The organism is Psychrobacillus mangrovi, assembly GCF_037104765.1.
Taxonomy (GTDB): Bacteria; Bacillota; Bacilli; order Bacillales_A; family Planococcaceae; genus Psychrobacillus; species Psychrobacillus mangrovi.
Window position 1 is genome coordinate 293,925 of record NZ_JBAWSY010000001.1, and the last position, 18,731, is coordinate 312,655.

The 18,731-nt window shown below is 35.2% G+C and carries 17 protein-coding genes and 1 pseudogene; 7 read left to right on the plus strand and 11 right to left on the minus strand.

Annotation, left to right across the window (positions count from 1 at the left end; all coding sequences use genetic code 11):
- Positions 1-9: 9 nt before the first annotated feature.
- On the plus strand, positions 10-912 hold the full coding sequence (locus WAX74_RS01490) for a LysR family transcriptional regulator (RefSeq protein ID WP_336495891.1): 903 nt from the start codon (positions 10-12) through the stop codon (positions 910-912).
- 127 nt (positions 913-1,039) lie between these two features.
- Here the strand turns inward: WAX74_RS01490 and WAX74_RS01495 are convergent, their stop codons facing one another.
- The 3 genes from WAX74_RS01495 to WAX74_RS01505 are packed head-to-tail and all read right to left on the minus strand — an operon-like array spanning position 1,040 to position 3,842.
- Positions 1,040-1,813, minus strand: a complete 774-nt coding sequence (locus WAX74_RS01495) for a putative hydro-lyase (protein WP_413788911.1) — start codon at positions 1,811-1,813, stop codon at positions 1,040-1,042.
- 35 nt (positions 1,814-1,848) lie between these two features.
- Complete coding sequence (locus WAX74_RS01500; RefSeq protein ID WP_336495893.1) at positions 1,849-3,069, minus strand: NRAMP family divalent metal transporter; 1,221 nt, start codon at positions 3,067-3,069, stop codon at positions 1,849-1,851.
- Between the two features lie 11 nt (positions 3,070-3,080).
- Positions 3,081-3,842, minus strand: a complete 762-nt coding sequence (locus WAX74_RS01505; RefSeq protein ID WP_336495894.1) for a LamB/YcsF family protein — start codon at positions 3,840-3,842, stop codon at positions 3,081-3,083.
- Positions 3,843-4,092: 250 nt separating this feature from the next.
- Here WAX74_RS01505 and pxpB point away from each other — a divergent pair, with 250 nt between their 5' ends.
- Both pxpB and WAX74_RS01515 read left to right on the plus strand, forming a co-directional pair.
- Positions 4,093-4,821, plus strand: coding sequence for a 5-oxoprolinase subunit PxpB (gene pxpB, locus WAX74_RS01510; protein WP_336495895.1), 729 nt, complete (start codon positions 4,093-4,095; stop codon positions 4,819-4,821).
- Positions 4,818-5,807, plus strand: coding sequence for a 5-oxoprolinase subunit C family protein (locus WAX74_RS01515; RefSeq protein WP_336495896.1), 990 nt, complete (start codon positions 4,818-4,820; stop codon positions 5,805-5,807). The genes pxpB and WAX74_RS01515 overlap by 4 nt, the downstream gene beginning before the upstream one ends.
- Before the next feature lie 37 nt (positions 5,808-5,844).
- Here WAX74_RS01515 and WAX74_RS01520 read toward each other — a convergent pair whose 3' ends face one another.
- The 3 genes from WAX74_RS01520 to WAX74_RS01530 form a co-directional block, all read right to left on the minus strand.
- Positions 5,845-6,591 (minus strand): IclR family transcriptional regulator, encoded by a 747-nt coding sequence (locus tag WAX74_RS01520; RefSeq protein WP_336495897.1) that lies wholly within the window; start codon positions 6,589-6,591, stop codon positions 5,845-5,847.
- Between the two features lie 24 nt (positions 6,592-6,615).
- On the minus strand, positions 6,616-7,512 hold the full coding sequence (locus tag WAX74_RS01525; RefSeq protein WP_336495898.1) for a DMT family transporter: 897 nt from the start codon (positions 7,510-7,512) through the stop codon (positions 6,616-6,618).
- A gap of 171 nt (positions 7,513-7,683) precedes the next feature.
- A complete protein-coding gene (locus WAX74_RS01530; protein WP_336495900.1) occupies positions 7,684-8,238 on the minus strand; it encodes an NADPH-dependent FMN reductase in 555 nt (184 codons plus the stop codon).
- 305 nt (positions 8,239-8,543) lie between these two features.
- Here WAX74_RS01530 and ilvA point away from each other — a divergent pair.
- Both ilvA and WAX74_RS01540 read left to right on the plus strand, forming a co-directional pair.
- Positions 8,544-9,798: pseudogene (gene ilvA, locus WAX74_RS01535) on the plus strand (threonine ammonia-lyase IlvA).
- 172 nt (positions 9,799-9,970) lie between these two features.
- Positions 9,971-11,449: a catalase gene (locus WAX74_RS01540; protein WP_336495901.1), complete on the plus strand. Its 1,479-nt coding sequence runs from the start codon at positions 9,971-9,973 to the stop codon at positions 11,447-11,449.
- Between the two features lie 97 nt (positions 11,450-11,546).
- On the opposite strand, the gene WAX74_RS01545 is transcribed toward WAX74_RS01540, so the two are convergent.
- Genes WAX74_RS01545 through WAX74_RS01555 form a run of 3 tightly spaced genes read right to left on the minus strand, consistent with a single transcriptional unit; the run spans position 11,547 to position 14,400 of the window.
- A complete protein-coding gene (locus tag WAX74_RS01545) occupies positions 11,547-12,344 on the minus strand; it encodes an ABC transporter ATP-binding protein (RefSeq protein WP_336495902.1) in 798 nt (265 codons plus the stop codon).
- Positions 12,337-13,371 carry an ABC transporter permease gene (locus WAX74_RS01550; RefSeq protein ID WP_336495903.1) on the minus strand — a complete coding sequence of 345 codons (1,035 nt, stop codon included), beginning with the start codon at positions 13,369-13,371 and terminating at the stop codon, positions 12,337-12,339. Before WAX74_RS01550 ends, WAX74_RS01545 begins: the two co-directional genes overlap by 8 nt.
- 18 nt (positions 13,372-13,389) lie before the next feature.
- Complete coding sequence (locus WAX74_RS01555) at positions 13,390-14,400, minus strand: ABC transporter substrate-binding protein (protein WP_336495904.1); 1,011 nt, start codon at positions 14,398-14,400, stop codon at positions 13,390-13,392.
- Between the two features lie 243 nt (positions 14,401-14,643).
- Between WAX74_RS01555 and WAX74_RS01560 the strand changes: the two genes are divergently transcribed.
- Positions 14,644-16,392 carry a GGDEF domain-containing protein gene (locus WAX74_RS01560; protein ID WP_336495905.1) on the plus strand — a complete coding sequence of 583 codons (1,749 nt, stop codon included), beginning with the start codon at positions 14,644-14,646 and terminating at the stop codon, positions 16,390-16,392.
- A 69-nt stretch (positions 16,393-16,461) separates the two neighbouring features.
- Complete coding sequence (gene ytzI / locus WAX74_RS01565) at positions 16,462-16,605, plus strand: YtzI protein (protein WP_336495906.1); 144 nt, start codon at positions 16,462-16,464, stop codon at positions 16,603-16,605.
- Positions 16,606-16,621: 16 nt separating this feature from the next.
- Here the strand turns inward: ytzI and rlmN are convergent, their stop codons facing one another.
- A complete protein-coding gene (gene rlmN, locus WAX74_RS01570) occupies positions 16,622-17,689 on the minus strand; it encodes a dual-specificity RNA methyltransferase RlmN (protein ID WP_336495907.1) in 1,068 nt (355 codons plus the stop codon).
- A 226-nt stretch (positions 17,690-17,915) separates the two neighbouring features.
- Entirely contained in the window at positions 17,916-18,731 is an 816-nt protein-coding gene (locus tag WAX74_RS01575; RefSeq protein ID WP_336495908.1) for a sulfurtransferase, read from the minus strand.

Sequence of the window (18,731 nt, forward strand, 5' to 3'; positions counted from 1 at the left end):
AGTGATAATTTGGAACTACGTCAATTGAGGTATTTTATAGAAGTGGCAGAACGCGAACACATTTCGGAAGCCGCTATTAACTTGCATGTTGCTCAATCAGCAGTAAGCAGACAAATTGCAAATTTGGAGGTGGAGCTTGGAGTAGAATTGTTCGAACGAGTGGGACGGAATGTAAAGTTAACTCCGATCGGGAAAATATTTATGCAACACAGTATTTCCGCTTTACAAGCAATCGACCATGCAAAAAAACAAATTGATGAATACTTAAATCCTGAAAAAGGGGTAATTAAAATAGGCTTCCCAACGAGTTTAGCTGGTCACTTATTACCAACCGTCATTTCTGCCTTTAAAAAAGAACATCCAAATGTAGCCTTCCATCTACGACAAGGATCATATAACTATTTGATTGATGCAGTGAAAAATAGAGAATTAAACCTTGCCTTTTTAGGCCCGCTTCCACCAAAGGATGAATTGATAAATGGTACCATTTTGTTTACGGAGTATTTTTCAGTGCTCTTACCTTCCAATCATCCTTTTGCCAATAGAAAAAGTATTCCTTTAATTGATTTGCGAAACGAGAATTTTGTTTTGTTTCCAGAAGGGTATGTATTAAACAAAATCGTTGTAGAAGCATGTAATTCTGTCGGATTCGCACCTAAAGTTACGTCCGAAGGCGAAGACATGGATGCTATTAAAGGTCTAGTCGCGGCAGGTATTGGAGTGAGTTTATTACCCGAAAGTACGTTTTATGATTCCACTCCAAGATTTACAGTAAAAATCCCAATTGACTCGCCTGCCATCCGTAGAACCGTTGGCATTCTAAGCCCAACATCACGTGAATTGTCCCCTTCCGAAAAAGTATTTCACCAATTCGTCATACGTTTCTTCTCTTTACTAGGACAATACCAATAATTATTATTACAAAAGTATTACAGGTGCCTGGAAGTATTACAGGTGCCTGGCACAAAAACAAACATGAAATTCGTGAATTTCACGTTTTTCATGTTTGTTTCTACAACTCATTCAATTAGTAATTTTTTTATAATACACTTAGTTTTTCGTCTTTCAAATCACTGATGAACATGCAACCAGGAGCATGCGTAATCATAATAGAAGGTTTACTCTGCATCGCAACAGCCTGTGGTGTAACACCACAGGCCCAAAAAACAGGGATTTCTCCTTCTTTGATCGTCACTGCATCTCCAAAGTCAGGCTGTTGAATGTCATTGATACCAATTAGACTCGGATCTCCAATATGTATCGGTGCACCGTGCACTCCTGGGAATCTTGATGTAATTTGTATTGCTCGAATGGCATCTGCTTGAGACATTGGCCGCATACTAACTACAGTAGGTCCTTCAAATACACCTGCTTTTGCACAATCGATATTCGTTTTATACATTGGTACATTGCAGTTTTCCTCAATATGTCTAATAGGTATACCAGCTTCAAGCAAAGGTGTTTCGAAAGTGAAGCTACAACCTATTAGAAAAGCTACCATATCGTCTTCCCAGTAATCCTTAATATCTGTTACTTCTTCTGTGAATACGCCATCTTTATAAATCCGATATTTCGGTATATCTGTTCGAATATCCGCATCTTTTGCAATGGTGCTCGGAATATATGAACCAACCTCTGTAACATCTACTAAAGGACAAGCCTTTGGATTTCTTTGGCAAAATAATAAAAAGTCAAAAGCATATTCTTTTTTTAGAATAGCTAAATTTGCCTGCGTATAACCTTTAGCCATACCAGCTGTTGGACCTGTAATTTGCCCGGAACTTATGAGTTTACGTATATCAGTTGGAGCCATTGTTTCAAAACTATTCATCGGTCAAGTTCTCCCTCCTATTTAAAAAGTAAAGGAATTTGTTCTATAAGTGTCATGATTCCTAATACACCCATTACAACGGTCACGATTGCCCCAGCAATTGTTAACCAAGTGGGATGCTTGTAATCTCCAACGATTTCTTTTTTGTATGCACCAATTAGGAGCGTACCAAGTGCTAATGGCAAAATTAGCGCATTTAAAGCACCAACAAGAATAAGGATATTTACAGGACGTCCTACTAAAGCAAATACTAGAGTTGATACTAGAATAAAAACGATAATAACCCAGTTATGATATTTTTCAATCATTGGGTGAAATGAACGAATAAATGATACGGATGTATATGCTGCTCCAACAACAGATGTAATTGCAGCTGCCCACATAATTACACCAAAAATTCGATAACCGATTTCGCCAGCAGCAAGTCTAAAAACAGAAGCTGGTGGATTCGCCGGATCAATTTGTAATCCTTGTGAAACAACTCCAAGAACAGCTAAGAATAATGCCACACGCATGATTCCCGTTACTACAATACCTGTTACAGAACTTTTTGTCACATCAGGTAATGACTCCACCCCTTTTACGCCTGCATCTAAAAGTCTGTGACCTCCTGCAAAAGTGATATACCCACCAACTGTACCACCAACTAGTGTCACAATAGCAAATATACTAATTTCCGAAGGAGCAAACGTATTTACAATCGCTTCACCAACTGGTGGTGAAGTTGAAAATGCAACATAAACCATTAAGGCAATCATTACAAACCCTGCAGCTTGAGCAACTTTATCCATTGCTTTTCCTGCTTCTTTCACAACAAAGATAAAAATTGCAAATGCCGCACTAATAATTGCACCTGTTATTGGATCCAAACCGAGCATCGCATTTAATCCTAAGCCTGCTCCCGCAACGTTTCCTATATTAAATGCTAATCCACCAATTACAATGAGTATTGCTAATAACACACCTAGACCCGGCAATACTTTATTAGCAATTTCTTGACCACGTAATCCGGAAACAGCGATAATTCTCCAAACATTCATTTGAACAAAAACATCTAGCAAAAGTGAGATCAAAATGACAAAACCAAAACTAGCAGCTAGTTGTTCTGTAAATACAGTTGTTTGTGTCAAAAATCCCGGACCAATAGATGATGTAGCCATCAAAAATGCTGCACCTAGTAAGACACTTTTTCCTACTGTCTTTTTAGTACTATCATTTTGTTTTAATTGTTCTCCCATTGTTTTCCTCCTTAATCTACGAAAGCTGAAACGATTACATCGTTACTCTTTAACGTTTCTTTAATATTTTGAGCAAAAGAAACAGCATGTTCCCCATCTCCATGAATACAAACTGTATCTGCCTTTATTAACACTTCTGTATTCTGTTGTGAAATTACTATTCCTTCTGTCACCATTTTCACAACTTGGGCAATAGACTTTTTGGTATCTGTAATAAGAGCGTCACACTGCTGACGAGAAGTTAACGACCCATCTGACTGATATGTACGATCCGCAAATACTTCATGAGCTGTTTGTAAACCTATCTTTTCCCCAGCCGCCGTTAATTCACTATTAGCTAGTCCAAATAATACGAGCGAAGGAGATACATCATATACAGCTTGTGCTACCGCTAGAGCCAGCTCAGAATCTTTAGCAGCCATATTAAATAAAGCACCATGCGGTTTTACATGCTGCATCTGCTCACCAAAAGTAGCCAAAAATCCATTGAGGGCACCAATTTGATAGACTACCATGTCATATGCTTCTTGCGGAGATATTTTCATCTCTCTTCTACCAAAACCATTTAAGTCAGGTAAACCAGGATGTGCACCAATTTTAACGCCATTTTCTATCGCTAACTTGACAGTTTCTCGCATTACACTAGGATCTCCAGCATGAAATCCACAAGCAATATTAGCTGATGTAACATATTTTAATATTTCCTGCTGCTCCCCCAATTTGTATCGACCAAAACTTTCCCCTAAGTCACAATTTATATCTACTCGAAACATTTACACCCTCCTAAAAATAAATTTTTATTAATTTCAAAATGTTTGAGTACCGAAAAATGAAACTAAAGTTTTGAAACTTAAACCAATTTTAGCACAATCAAATTTTTCTGAATAGATATTATTTTAGGTGGAATATCAAATTATTACTAAAAACTAAAACTTGTATTTTAATATTGGAGAATTATAATTATTGTTATAATTCATTTTTAAGAACTTCATTACCAAATTTCGAAACTAAGGAGCTGTTAGTATGCCCAATCATTATTTTGATTGCACGATAAAACCACTGGGAGATTCCGCAATAATCGTACAGCTCGGGGAAGGTATAGATACAAAAATTCATCAGAAGGTTAAAAGTCTATCCGAAATACTTTCAAGAAATACATTTGAAGGATTAATCGAGTTTGTTCCAGCTTATAACAATATAACGGTGTATTATAATCCATACGTTATTTATAATTCACAAAAGGGTAACTTATCTTCCTTTGAATATGTCTCCAAACATATAAAAAAATTAGTGAAACAAATGACGATAAATAATAATGAGTCACCTAGGCTCATATCCATTCCTGTTTGTTATGGAGGAGAATTTGGACCTGATTTAGAAAAAGTAGCCAATTATCACAACATGTCTACAGAGGAAGTTATTCGAATTCATTCAGAGAGTGAATGTTTAGTTTACATGCTCGGTTTTGCACCCGGTTTTCCCTTTATGGGTGGAATGGATGAGCGAATATCTACACCTCGAAAAGAAACACCCAGATTATCAATAAAACCTGGATCAGTAGGAATTGCAGGTAAACAAACCGGTATTTATCCGCTAGAAACTCCTGGTGGATGGCAAATTATCGGTCGAACACCATTAGATTTATTTCTACCTCATATGTCCCCACCTACTTTATTGCAGGCTGGTGATATAATCCGTTTTGTCCCGATTCCTTCCAGTGACTATTTAAATTATAAGGAGTTGAGGAAATGAGCATACGCGTATTGCATTCGGGGCTATTAACTACGATTCAAGATGTCGGTCGATATGGATCGCAAAAATATGGTGTAATCGTTAGCGGTGCGATGGATAGCTATTCTTTAAGACTGGCAAATCTCTTAGTTGGGAATCAAGAAAATGAAGCTGCTCTTGAAATAACCCTATTTGGGACGACTCTTCAATTTGATGAAGATACCCTTCTCGCTATAACTGGTGGGGATTTTCTAACTACGATAGACGGATTGAAAGCACAATTGTGGCGTCCAATCTTAATAAAGAAAAATTCTATCTTAAAATTCCATTCTGCAATTAAAGGAAGTAGAGCGTATGTAGCTTTTGCTGGAGGAATTGATATTCCCGAAATTATGGGAAGCAAAAGTACATATATGCGCGCAAATATTGGAGGATTTAAAGGGAGGGCGTTGAAAAAGGGAGACATTTTATCCACTTTGGATGTTGGTGAAATTGGTAACAAGCTTATTCAACGATTAAAAAAGGAAGATGCAACTTGGTCTGTAGACTTTAATAACTTGATTTCGTTCGACGACAATCAGCTTATTCGAGTTTTAAAAGGAACTGAATTTAATCGTTTTGATCGTAAAAGCCAAATTAATTTTTTTGAAAAACCATATACTATAACTGTGCAATCAGACCGAATGGGATACCGATTAGATGGTACTCCCCTATCACTCTCGGAAAATTTTGACCTCCTTTCTGAAGGAGTCACCTTTGGAACTGTCCAGATACCTTCAAGCGGACAACCTATAATCCTTATGGCAGATCGCCAAACAACTGGAGGCTATCCTAAAATTGCACAAGTAATAACTGCCGACTTACCAAGTCTCGCTCAGCTTCAACCTACCTCAACGATTCGTTTTAAGGAAGTCACACTAGCTGAAGCAGAAAATGCGATTTATACAAATGAGCAGTCGATAAAAAATATTAAAAATGCGATTCATTATAAAATTTTCAGTAACTAAAAAAGTCCTCTATTCATGAATGGAATAGAGGACTTTCTTATTGATATCCTAGTTTTTCAGAGATTTTATTAGCAGCATCTATCGCTTTTTCGGCAAAGATATCCACTTGCTCATTCTGGTAATTCGCATCAATTCCTGCAATACTAATTCCCCCAATAACTTCTCCTTTATGGTTGAAAATTGGAGCAGCAATAGCGGAGGAATGGTCTTCTAATTCTGAATGACTAATCGTATAGCCATTTAGTCTTGCATTTTTAATACTCTCGAACAAAATTTTTTTGTCAGTAATTGTACCCATCGCAAAAGGCTTTAATTCAACATTTTCTAAATAAGAATCAATTTCATCATCATGTAAAAAAGACAAAATGACACGCGAACAAGCACCTGCATACAAGGGACTTCTTCTTCCAATCGCAGTGTATAAACGGACTTTTTGGTACAGATCCACTTTTTCAATATAAATTGCTTCATCACCTTGCCGAACAATTAAATTAATCGCTTCTTTTAATTCATTATGTAATTCCTGCATAATCGGATAGGCAATTTGTCTTATATCCAATCGAGATGAAACAAGATTTCCATAAGTGAGAAATAGGAGTCCTAAACGATATTTAGAATCGTCCCCTTTTACAAGAAAACCCATCTCCTCTAAAGACATTAACATTCGATAAACGGATGATTTTGGGATCTTCGATAGTTCAATTATTTCTTGAAATGTCAAAGCCGCATGATCCATGAATAAATTCAAAATATCCATCGAACGAACAAGTGTTTTATTTTTCATAAACTCTCCTTCTACATCTAACTCTTAAACTTCTCTAAAATTAATAAGCTTTTTTTTACTTCTATAATTAACGATAAAAATACTAGCACCAACCATTATTAACCCAATAATTAGCAAATTTGTAATTGGTTCATCTAGAAAAACAGCACCTATAAATACTGCAATTATTGGTACTAGAAAAGTATAAGAACCTACTTTGCTTGCTTCTCCTTCATTAATTAGCTTGTAGTAGATAATATAAGCTAAAGGAATACCAAAAATCGCACCGTAGCTTAAACCGAATATGTATGTACTATTCCAATGAATATCAGACCAACTTTCAAAGTAAGTCCCTGTACCTAAAAGAACTACTCCTCCAATTATACATTGTAAGGAAACCATCCAGTAAGCATCTACTTTATCACTAACACTTTTAACGTAAATTACACCGAAAGCCCAACATATCGCAGTGACTAGACCAAGAACAACCCCAATAGCGGAAACATGTAAAGTTAACCCATCTAAACTGACAATTAAAATTCCAAAGAATCCTATCAAGAGACCGATAATTTTAACAGGTGTCATAAATTCACCCAACCAAATCCATGCAAACAAACCTATTAAAACTGGTTGAAAATAAACAAGGATTGAAAATAGGCCTCCAGGTAAATAATTCAACCCTACCGTCTGTATACCAAAAAATAAGGTTGTATTAAATATTGCCGAAATACAATAAAACTTCCAATTTTCACGCCACTTGATTTTATTTATTCGTTTCAACAATAGGACACCTAACACAATTCCACCAATCGTTGCTCTCATTCCAGAAAATAACAAGGGAGGTGTATAAGGCAAAGCCATTTTGTATATTGGCCAGCTAGCACCCCATACTAGAATGAGCATCAAAAGTGCCAACATCGATTTTGAAAATACCTTACTCAAAATTATAACTTCCCTTCAAAACTAAACCAAGTCTATGAATCCACTATACACCCAAAGAATAAAACCTTCTATTAAAATATTACAAAATAATTACAGGTGCCTGGCACCATTAATATTAAAAAAACATGAAAATCGTGAATTTCACGTTTTTCATGTTTTTTTTAGTAATTATTATAATGATTTAACTTTGTTATAAAATTCAACAAAGTTATTTACTACTGAATCAAGGAAGTCATTTGTACCTTGGTCTGTAATTTCATTTTGCTCATTCATTTTTGTATGAATTGATCCAATATATACTTCATTACCTGGTAGTAGCTTTGGTTGTAATGTTGGGTTAGAAATAATTTCTCTTAAATGCAGTTGTGCACGAACACTACCAAGGACTCCCATTGATGAACCAACAATAAAAGTTGGTTTATCTTTTAAATCATGCCCACTTCGTGACATCCAATCAATTGCATTTTTCAAAACTCCTGGAATCGAAAAGTTATATTCTGGTACAGCAAATAACACTGCTTCCGCATTTCGAACTTTCGTTTTAAAATCCATAGCTCCTTTAGGAGGATTATCTTCAATATCTGCGCTAAACATCTCTACGTCGTTTATAGATACTACCTCAATATCTAATTGTTCTGTATAACGTTTTTTCATATATTCTATTAGTTTTAAGTTATAAGATTCTTTTCTGTTGCTTCCAATAATTGCTGCTACTTTAATTGCCACTTGTAAATCTCCTCTTTCTTAACAAAGTTTAGTTTGCGGAACTACCTTATTCGACAAGTTACCGCGTTTTTTAGTATATCACTATGATTCCCATTAATGCATAGACTACGCCTGTATCCTCATTTACAAATATAAAGAGAAAAATATAATTAATTTTTTTCGTATTGTTACAGTATTATTACTGGTGCCAGGCACCAGTAATAATAGTTGTTACATAATTTCGAATTCTCCGATAGAAGGTAGCGATTTACTACTGTGGTGTGTTAAAATGTATTAATATTTAAATTGGAGGAGTCACTATTATTATGCAAGTAGCAGACACGAAAACCATTCAAGTAGAAAATGTGCTAATTGCACATCAATTTTTGAAAGATGTAGTAATTCATACACCTTTACAAAAAAACGAGTATTTATCTGAAAAATATAATTGTACCGTTTATTTTAAAAGAGAAGACTTGCAACATGTTCGTTCATTTAAACTACGTGGAGCTTACTATAAGATTAAAACAATTGAGAGTGATGCAAAGGAAAAAGGTGTCGTTTGTGCTAGCGCGGGTAATCATGCACAAGGAGTTGCTTATGCATGCGCACAACTACAAATTACCGCAAAGATTTTCATGCCTCTCACTACTCCAAAACAAAAAATCGACCAAGTGAGAATGTTTGGCCGTGAGTTTGCAGAAATTATTCTTGCAGGTGATACTTTTGACGATTCTGCTAATAGCGCTATTGCATATGCACAAGCAGAGGATCGAATTTTCATACATCCTTTTGATGACCGAGAAATTATTGCTGGGCAAGGAACTGTTGCTGTAGAAATAATGAATGACATTGAGGAACCAATTGATTTTCTTTTCGGAAGCATTGGTGGTGGCGGTTTAATATCTGGAGTTTCTACTTATATAAAGAACTTATCACCTCAAACTAATAGTTGAACCTGCTGGGGCTGGCAGCATGAAAGCCGCTTTAGCCAACAATGGACCAATAGCTTTAGAAACTATCGATAAATTTGTAGATGGCGCTGCAGTTAAATGCGTTGGGAATCTCAATTATGATGTATGCCAAAAATACGTAGATGATATTGTGCTCGTCCCAGAAGGAAAGGTTTGTACAACCATTTTAGATTTGTATAATAAACACGCGATCATTGCTGAACCTGCTGGGGCACTTCCTGTGTCCGCACTTGACTTATATAAAGACCAAATAAAAGGTAAAACAGTTGTCTGCATTATTACTGGTGGGAATAATGATATTGGTAGAATGCAAGAAATTAAAGAAAAGTCATTAATGCATGAAGGTCTACTTTATTACTTTATCGTAAACTTCCCTCAACGTGCTGGAGCATTACGCCAGTTTCTTGATAAAGTACTTGGACCTGATGATGATATTACAACATTTGAATATACAAAAAAGAATAATAAAGAAAGCGGACCTGCCCTGGTAGGTATCGAATTGAAGAACAGCTTAGACTACAATGGTCTTATTTCTCGTCTAAGTGAGAATGGCTTTTCTTATAAAGAAGTGAATAAAGACAGTACTCTCTTTGAGCTTTTAATTTAATCATCCCTATTCAAACACTTGTGATATCTAAGTTTCACAAGTGTTTTTCTGTTTCCAAAAATATAAAAAATAAAAATTTAAATTTCTGATAGTAGATTCCTAGCAAAATATTTATTCCTTTGATATAATAATTCTTGTATTATAAAGATTCTAATCTAGGGGGAAATAGTCAATGACAGAAAATCAAAACAATAACAAATTGACAACTGCAGCGGGCGCGCCAGTGGTAGATAATCAAAACTCGCAATCTGCTGGACCAAGAGGACCACTTTTATTACAAGATGTGTGGTTATTAGAAAAATTAGCAAACTTTAATAGAGAAGTAATTCCAGAGCGTCGTATGCATGCAAAAGGTTCTGGTGCATATGGTAAATTTACTGTTACTCATGATATTACTCAATATACTTCAGCAGCTCTTTTCTCTGAAATCGGAAAAGAAACAGAAATGTTCGTTCGTTTCTCAACTGTAGCCGGTGAACGTGGAGCTGCAGATGCAGAACGTGATATTCGTGGATTTGCTATGCGTTTTTATACAGAACAAGGTAACTGGGATTTAGTTGGTAACAACACTCCGGTATTCTTCTTCCGAGATCCACTTCAATTCCCTGATTTAAATCATGCTATTAAACGCGATCCACGCACTGGTATGCGTAGCGCTAATAACAACTGGGATTTCTGGACATCATTACCGGAAGCACTTCACCAAGTTACAATCGTAATGAGTGACAGAGGTCTTCCAAAATCTTATCGAACTATGCACGGATTTGGTAGCCACACATTCAGTATGATCAATGCTAACAATGAACGTGTTTGGGTTAAATTCCATATGCGCTCACAACAAGGTATCGAAAACTTAACTGATCAAGAAGCAGTTGAATTAGTTGGTGTTGACCGTGAGAGTTCTCAGCGTGACCTATACGATAATATCGAAAATGGCAATTTCCCTAAATGGAAAATGTATATCCAAGTAATGACGGAAGAACAAGCAAACAATATGCCTTACAACCCATTCGACTTAACTAAAGTTTGGTATAAAAAAGACTTCCCACTTATCGAAGTTGGTGAATGGGAGCTTAACCGTAATCCAGAAAACTATTTTGCCGAAGTAGAGCAAGCTGCTTTTGCACCATCTAATGTTGTACCTGGAATTAGCTTCTCTCCAGATAAAATGTTGCAAGGCCGTTTATTCTCATATGCGGATGCAGCACGTTACCGTTTAGGAGTAAACCATCATCAAATTCCAGTTAACTCACCAAAATGCCCGGTACACTCTTTCCATAGAGATGGTGCTATGCGTGTAGATGGTAACTTAGGTAGCACATTATCTTATGAGCCAAATAGTTATGGACAATGGAAAGAACAACCTCAATACAAAGAGCCTGTCCTTCCTATTAATGGAGGAGCAACTCAATGGGACTTCCGCGAAGATGATGATAACTATTATGAGCAACCTGGTAAACTATTCAATCTGATGACACCTGAACAACAACAAGTATTATTCGATAACACAGCACGAAACATGGATGGCGTAGAAGAATTTATTAAAATTCGTCACATCATTCACTGCTACAAAGCAGATCCAGCATATGGAAAAGGCCTAGCGGAATCTATGGAAATCCCATGGGGTAACATCGAAGCTGCTATGGCTTAATATATATTAGAAAGAGCTGTCTTAAAAAGACAGCTCTTTTAATATTCAAAAAAGCTACCACCTAAGTCAATAAACGTTCTTAGGTAGTAGTTGTTATTTATACCGATAAAAGTGTACGGTCACTTGTTAACTTTTCTCCACGAATCCTTTGGAATTCGTCCATAAGCTTTTCAATCGTTAGTGATTTCTTCTCATCTTCATTTACTTCTAGAATAATTTGACCTTTATCCATCATAATTAAACGATTTCCTAAATCTAATGCTTGTTGCATATTGTGTGTGACCATTAAAGTTGTGAGTTTATCTTTCTCCACGAGCCGTTTTGTTAAATTTGTAATTAACTCTGCTCTAGATGGGTCAAGTGCTGCAGTATGTTCATCTAATAGTAAGATGGAAGGATTCGTGAAAGTAGCCATCAATAAAGATAGCGCTTGTCTTTCCCCTCCTGATAGCAATCCAACTTTTGCATTTAATCTATTTTCTAAGTTTAAATGTAACATTTCTAGCGATTGCACAAAAAACTCTCTTCTTTTTTTATCTACGCCAATTTTTAATCCACGCTTTTTATTTCTCGAGTATGCTAGTGCAAGATTTTCTTCGATGGTCATCGAAGGTGCAGTACCAGCCATAGGGTCTTGGAAAACACGGCCAATAAACTGAGAACGTTTATATTCTGCCAGCTTAGATACATCTTTTCCATCAATCAAAATGTTGCCGAAATCTGGTGTAAGTGCACCAGAAATCATATTCATCATTGTTGATTTACCTGCCCCATTACTTCCGATTACTGTGACAAAATCCCCTTCTTTTAGTTCTAAATTTATTTGATCGAGTGCAACCTTTTCATCTGCAGTTGCTTCATTAAAGATTTTATTAATCGATTGTAATTTAAGCAAGGTCATTCCCCTCTCGCTTTATAACATTTACATTGGAAATGGAACGCTCAGCATGACGCTTAGCTTTTCTACGTTTCTCTCTCCGCTTATCAAAGTATTGAGGTAGTATTAACGCACAAATAACGATAACTGCTGTGATTAGTTTCATATCACCTGTATCTAATAATTCTACTCGTAGAGCAAGAGCTAATACTATACGATAAATAATTGCTCCAGCAATTACCGCTAAGGTAGTTCGTACAATCGTTTTCGTACCAAAGATTGCTTCACCAATAATAACGGATGCTAATCCTATTACAATCATTCCGATGCCCATTCCAATGTCCGCAAATTTTGCGTACTGTGCAATGAGGGCTCCAGAAAGTGCTACGAGACCGTTAGATATTCCCAGACCAATTATAACGAGCGTATCGGTATTAGCCGAAAAACTTCTAATCATTTTTTTATTGTCTCCTGTTGCACGGATAGCTAGGCCAACCTCTGTCTTCAGGAACCAATCTACTATTAGTTTAATAATGAGAACTAAAATAAACACGATAACAATCGTTCCCCAAGTTGCTGGAACAAACTGTACCCCTATACTTTTCAAAAAGTTATTTATCGCTTCATCAATTCCTAAACTTCCCCACCAACCATAAAACTGACTAAACAGAGTTTCAGAGTTCAGAAGTGGAATATTCGGTCTTCCTATCGAATTATCAACAGTTAGGCCCATAATCCGTAGATTAATTGAATAAAGAGCTATCATCATTAAAATACCTGAAAGCAATGGATTAATTTTGCCTTTTGTATGTAATAAACCTGTTATACATCCAGCTAGAAAACCAGCTAGAATTGCTACTAATGTTGCGAGCGCTGGATGATATCCTAATACAATCATCGTAGCTGCTGTTCCAGCTCCCGTAACAAAACTTCCATCTACCGTTAAATCCGGAAAATCAAGTACTCGGAATGTAAGATACACTCCGAGTGCCATGATTGCATAGATGATTCCTTGCTCTACAGATCCAAAAATAGCTGAAAACATAAAGAATCAATCTCCTATCTATTCTGCAAGTTCTGCTTTCCACTCGTCTTTAATTTCTAAGCCAAGTAGATCAGCAGTTTCTTTATTTACTACAAATCTTAAGTTTTGAGGATATTGGACCGGTAAATCAGCAGGTGTACTTTCACCATTTAAGATTTTTACTGCCATTTGACCTGCTTCGTATCCAATATCAAAATATTCGAATCCAAAAGCACCCAATCCACCACGTTTTACCGAATCAAATTCACCAACCATCATAGGTAACTTATTATCATTCGCCACTGAAACAACTGATTCAAGAGCGGATACTACAGTATTATCCGTAATAATATATAATGAATCTACTTTACCGATTAAGGATTCAGTAGCTTGTTTAACCTCAGCTGATGTTGAAACAGATGCTTCCACTACATTCAATCCTACCTTACTCATTTCTTCTTTTACCGCATCAACTTGTGCACGTGAATTTTGTTCGCCTGAATTAAACACCATTCCTACATTTTTAGATCCTAGTTGTTCTTTTAAAAATTTTACTGTACTAGGAATTGCTTCTGGTTGAGTATCCACCGTACCAGTAACATTTCCTCCTGGTTTTTCCATCGATTGAACAAGTTCAGCGCTTACTGCATCTGTCACAGATGTAAAAACGATTGGAATGTCTTTTGTTAAACTTGCAACTGCTTGAGCACTTGGCGTAGAGTTAGCAAATATTAAATCAACTCCAGAACTTACTAAGTTGTTTGCAATCGTAGTATTGGCACTGTTGTCATTTTGAGCATTTTCGATTTGATAATCTGCTTCTATGCCGGCATCTTCCAATGCTTTTTGAAATCCTTCAAAAGCCGCATTTAGAGATGGATGTTCTACAATTTGGGTAACACCAATTTTCACTTTTTTTGCATCCCCACTTGAGCTTGTTCCTTCATTTGAAGTAGCGGTAGAACTTGAATTATCTTTTCCTCCGCATGCAGCTAAAAGAAGCACAGCTCCAATTAAAATGAATGCTAATCTCTTTATACTTTTTCTCATCTTTCTAAAACCCCCTAATAAAATCAAACCAATCACACTAACGATTCAACTCGTTAAAGTGTCAATTTAAAGATATGTTACACTGCAATTGATTGATAGTCAATAACATTAAAAATATTTTGATAAATATATCAAAATATTTTTAAACAAACGAATTCTTAACATTTTCTTTACATTGCCTTGACATTGCTTTTTTATAATATAAATTGACGAGAATTTGCTCATTGTAGGAGGATAATTTAAATGGCAATTGAGGAAATAGATTATGGAGATATACTTTCTTATATAATTGAAGAAAAAGCAATTCAAACTGTATTCCAACCAATTATCTCGCTTCAAAATGGCCATATTTATGGATACGAGGCATTATCTCGAGGTCCGGAAAATACGGCTTTACAAAATCCTGAAGTGCTATTTGATTATGCAATGAAGAGCGGAAAACTATGGGAGCTTGAAAATTTGTGCCGAGGAAACGCATTAAAGTATGCACATCATTTAAAAGCAGAAGGGAAATTATTTATAAATGTAAATCCTAATATTATGAATGATCCCAAGTTTAAACAAGGTTTTACGAAAGAGTTTTTAAGTAGATTTAATATGGATTCAGATTCAATTGTTTTTGAAATAACGGAAAGAGAAGCAATAAATAATTTAAAAGATTTCATTACTACCGTTGAACACTATAAAAAACAGTTTTACCAAATTGCAATTGATGATGTTGGCTCTGGTTACTCTGGATTAAATGTCATTACGGATGTTCGACCTCACTTTATTAAGCTTGATATGAAGCTTATTCGTGATATAGATAAAGATCGAACCAAACAACTTCTTGTTAAGAGTTTAAGTGAATTTGCAAATTATTCACAAATACATATTATTGCTGAGGGAATTGAAACAAAAGAAGAATTGCTTACTCTAATTGATATAGGAGTACATTTTGGTCAGGGATATTACATACAAAAACCAAATAAACAGCTTTTTCCTGTTCGAAAAGATATAAAAAAGATAATTGAATTAGAAAGTGTTCGAAAAAATATTATTAGCTCAAACCGTTTAACCGATACATCTATCGAACAAATCGCTACTCCTTTGCGTACTATTGCAAGCCATACACCAATATCTAAAGTAAGTAAATTAATGGATGCTAATGATGCATTGCCAGGTTTTTGTATAAAAGATGGAAATAAATTAATTGGTGTTATTACAAGAAATAAGTTACATCTTAAATTTAGTGGTCCTTACGGATACAGTCTATATAATACCAAACCAGTGACCGCAATTATGAGTAGAAATTATATGAAAGTGGATGCATCAACACCTATTGATGTAGTTGCTAAAATTGCAATGAAACGTGATCCTATTCATTTATACGATTTTATTACTATTACAAAAGACGACGAATACTTTGGGGTTGTAACTGTAAAAGACTTACTAGAAAAAAGTATGCAGCTAGAAATTGACTATGCTAAGCATTTAAACCCGCTTTCAGAGTTACCTGGAAATATTATGATTGAGAAAGAATTACAAAAATGTATCGATAGCTCTGAAGAGTTAACAGTTCTTTATTTTGATATTGATAATTTTAAACCCTATAACGATGTATATGGCTTTGAAAAGGGAGATAAAGTCATAATAAGGTTAGCAGAAATATTAGAAAAAAACGCACTAGAGAATAGCTTTGTGGGTCATATTGGCGGTGACGATTTTATCATGATCTTACACACATCCAAAAGCAATGAATTATGTGAAAAAATTATTCGGGAATTCAATTCTTCTGTTGAACATTTTTATCATTCGCATGATCTTCTCAAAGGTTGTATAATTTCTAAAAATCGCCATGGAATTGAAGAACACTTTCCACTTTTGACGATTTCCATTGCAGGAGTTACGAACAAAACTGTTTCATCTATCTATGATTTATCAGAAAAAGCTAGCTATTTAAAAAAACAATGCAAACAACTTAGCGGAAGCAACATGCTTCTCGATCAGTGAACATATTATACAAGCCTTTAAACTCATGTGCTATGATATTTGAGGAACATGCGTTTAGGAGGGCAAGAAATGCTTTGGGTATTAATTTTGACAGTATTTATTTTTATCCTTGTTATGTGTTTATGCTTTTATACAATTAATAAGGGTTATGCATTCAAACATTCAATTGATGAAATACCAAAAGAGAAAGATGAAAAAACGCATCTGCCATAAGGCGATGCGTTTTGTGTTATACAGTAGTTTTTTCTTTTTTAATCTGTTTGCTTCGTAGTTGCCCACAAGCTGCGTCAATATCTGTTCCTTGCTCCATACGAACACCACAGTTAATACCATTGTTTTTTAGCGTTTGGAAGAACGCGCTAATAGACTCTTCTGTGCTTCTTTGGTATTGACCATGTTCATCCACTGGATTATAAGGTATTAGATTCACATAAGACAAATGACGTTTATTTTCCAATAACTTAGCTAATTGCTTTGCTTCTTCTACATGATCATTTACATCCTTAAGTAGGATATATTCAAACGTAATCCGACGATTTGTTTTTTCTAAATAATAATCTACAGCCGCCATTAACTTTTCAATTGGGAATGCTTTGTTAATAACCATGATTCGTGATCGAAGCTCATCATTTGGAGCATGTAGTGAAACAGCAAGATTTACTTGAAGGTTTTCGTCTGCATAGTCATATATTTTCTTAGCAAGACCGCTAGTTGAAACAGTTATATGTCTAGCACCAATCGCAAGTCCTTTTTGGTCGTTTACTACACGTAAGAAATTCATTAAATTCGTGTAATTATCAAATGGTTCACCAATACCCATTACAACGATATGGCTCACACGTTCACTTTTACCAACATTATCTAAGTGTTCTTGCACTTTCATAATTTGACCGACAATCTCGCCTGCATCCAAGTCCCGATTTTTCTTAAGTAATCCACTAGCACAGAAACTACATCCTATGTTACATCCAACCTGTGTCGTTACACAAACAGACAGTCCGTATTTAAAACGCATTAACACTGTTTCAATTAGATTACCGTCCTGCATTTGAAATAAAAACTTAATTGTTCCATCAGCAGATTCTTGCTTTACAGATTCTTTCAACGTTTGAATGACAAAGTTGTCTTTCAATAATTGAAGGCATTCCTTGTTCACATTGTTCATCTCATCAAAGCTTTGGACTCTTTTAATGTATAACCAATCCCATACCTGTTCTGCTCTAAACTTCTTTTGCCCATGTTCTAATAACCACTCTATTAACTGATCTTTTGTAAGACCATAAATTGATTTCTGCATTAATATTCCTCATTTCATTCATATACAATTTGCCCATTATACTATAAATGTTCACATTCAACAATTAATTATACAAAAAAATATAAATAAAAGATATAAATTTGATTTTAGGAAGTTAATACAAAATTAATTTTTGAAGGCATTTTTCTTTGTTGAAAGATAAAAGCACCTGAATTACCTATATCAATTAAGGATTCAAGCGCTTCTATTGAATTTTTTCAAACTATTAATTACTTGTCTCTATTTCATTTTCTCTAATCCAATCACTGTAGCTGCCTACATATAATTGCACATTTTCATAACCAGCTTCCTTCAAACTTGCATAAAGTGGTGCAGCAGTTACCCCACTACCGCAATAAGCAACTACAGGCTTTGATTTATCGGTCAATCCTGTTAGCTTTTCTTGTAAATCCTCTTGTTGCAGAAACTTACCATCACTTTTAAGTTGTTCCCAATCGAAATTTAGAGCAGTCGGAATATGACCTGCAACAGAATCTATTGGTTCCATTTCACCACGATATCGATTTGCAGATCGTGCATCAATTAATTGTGCATCCATTTCACCACTAACAATCTTTTTAACTTTATTTACATCTACATAAATTTCATCTTTCCAACTTGGCGAAATAGTCGAAGCACTAATTTCAATTACTTCATTGGAAACAGGTAATTTCTTTTTAGCCTCTTCATATCCTTCACGAAGTACATGAATATGGTTAAAACCAGCCCATTCCAATAAAAAATATGCTCTTAATGCAAATGGAGAACCTCCTTGATTATAAATAACAATATTATCATCCAACATCAGTCCTGCCTGTTGAACTAACTTCGTCATTTTATCTTTAGAAATCATTGGATGACGACCATTTTTGCTTTTCATATCGGACATATCCTTTTCTAAATCCCAATAGATTGCACCTGCTAGATGTTCTTTATCAAACATTTCTCTTCCAGCAGTTACATTTCCTAAATCGAAACGAGTATCAATAAATCGAATATTGTTTCCAATTAATTCATTAATATCAATAAAAATGTTGCTCAT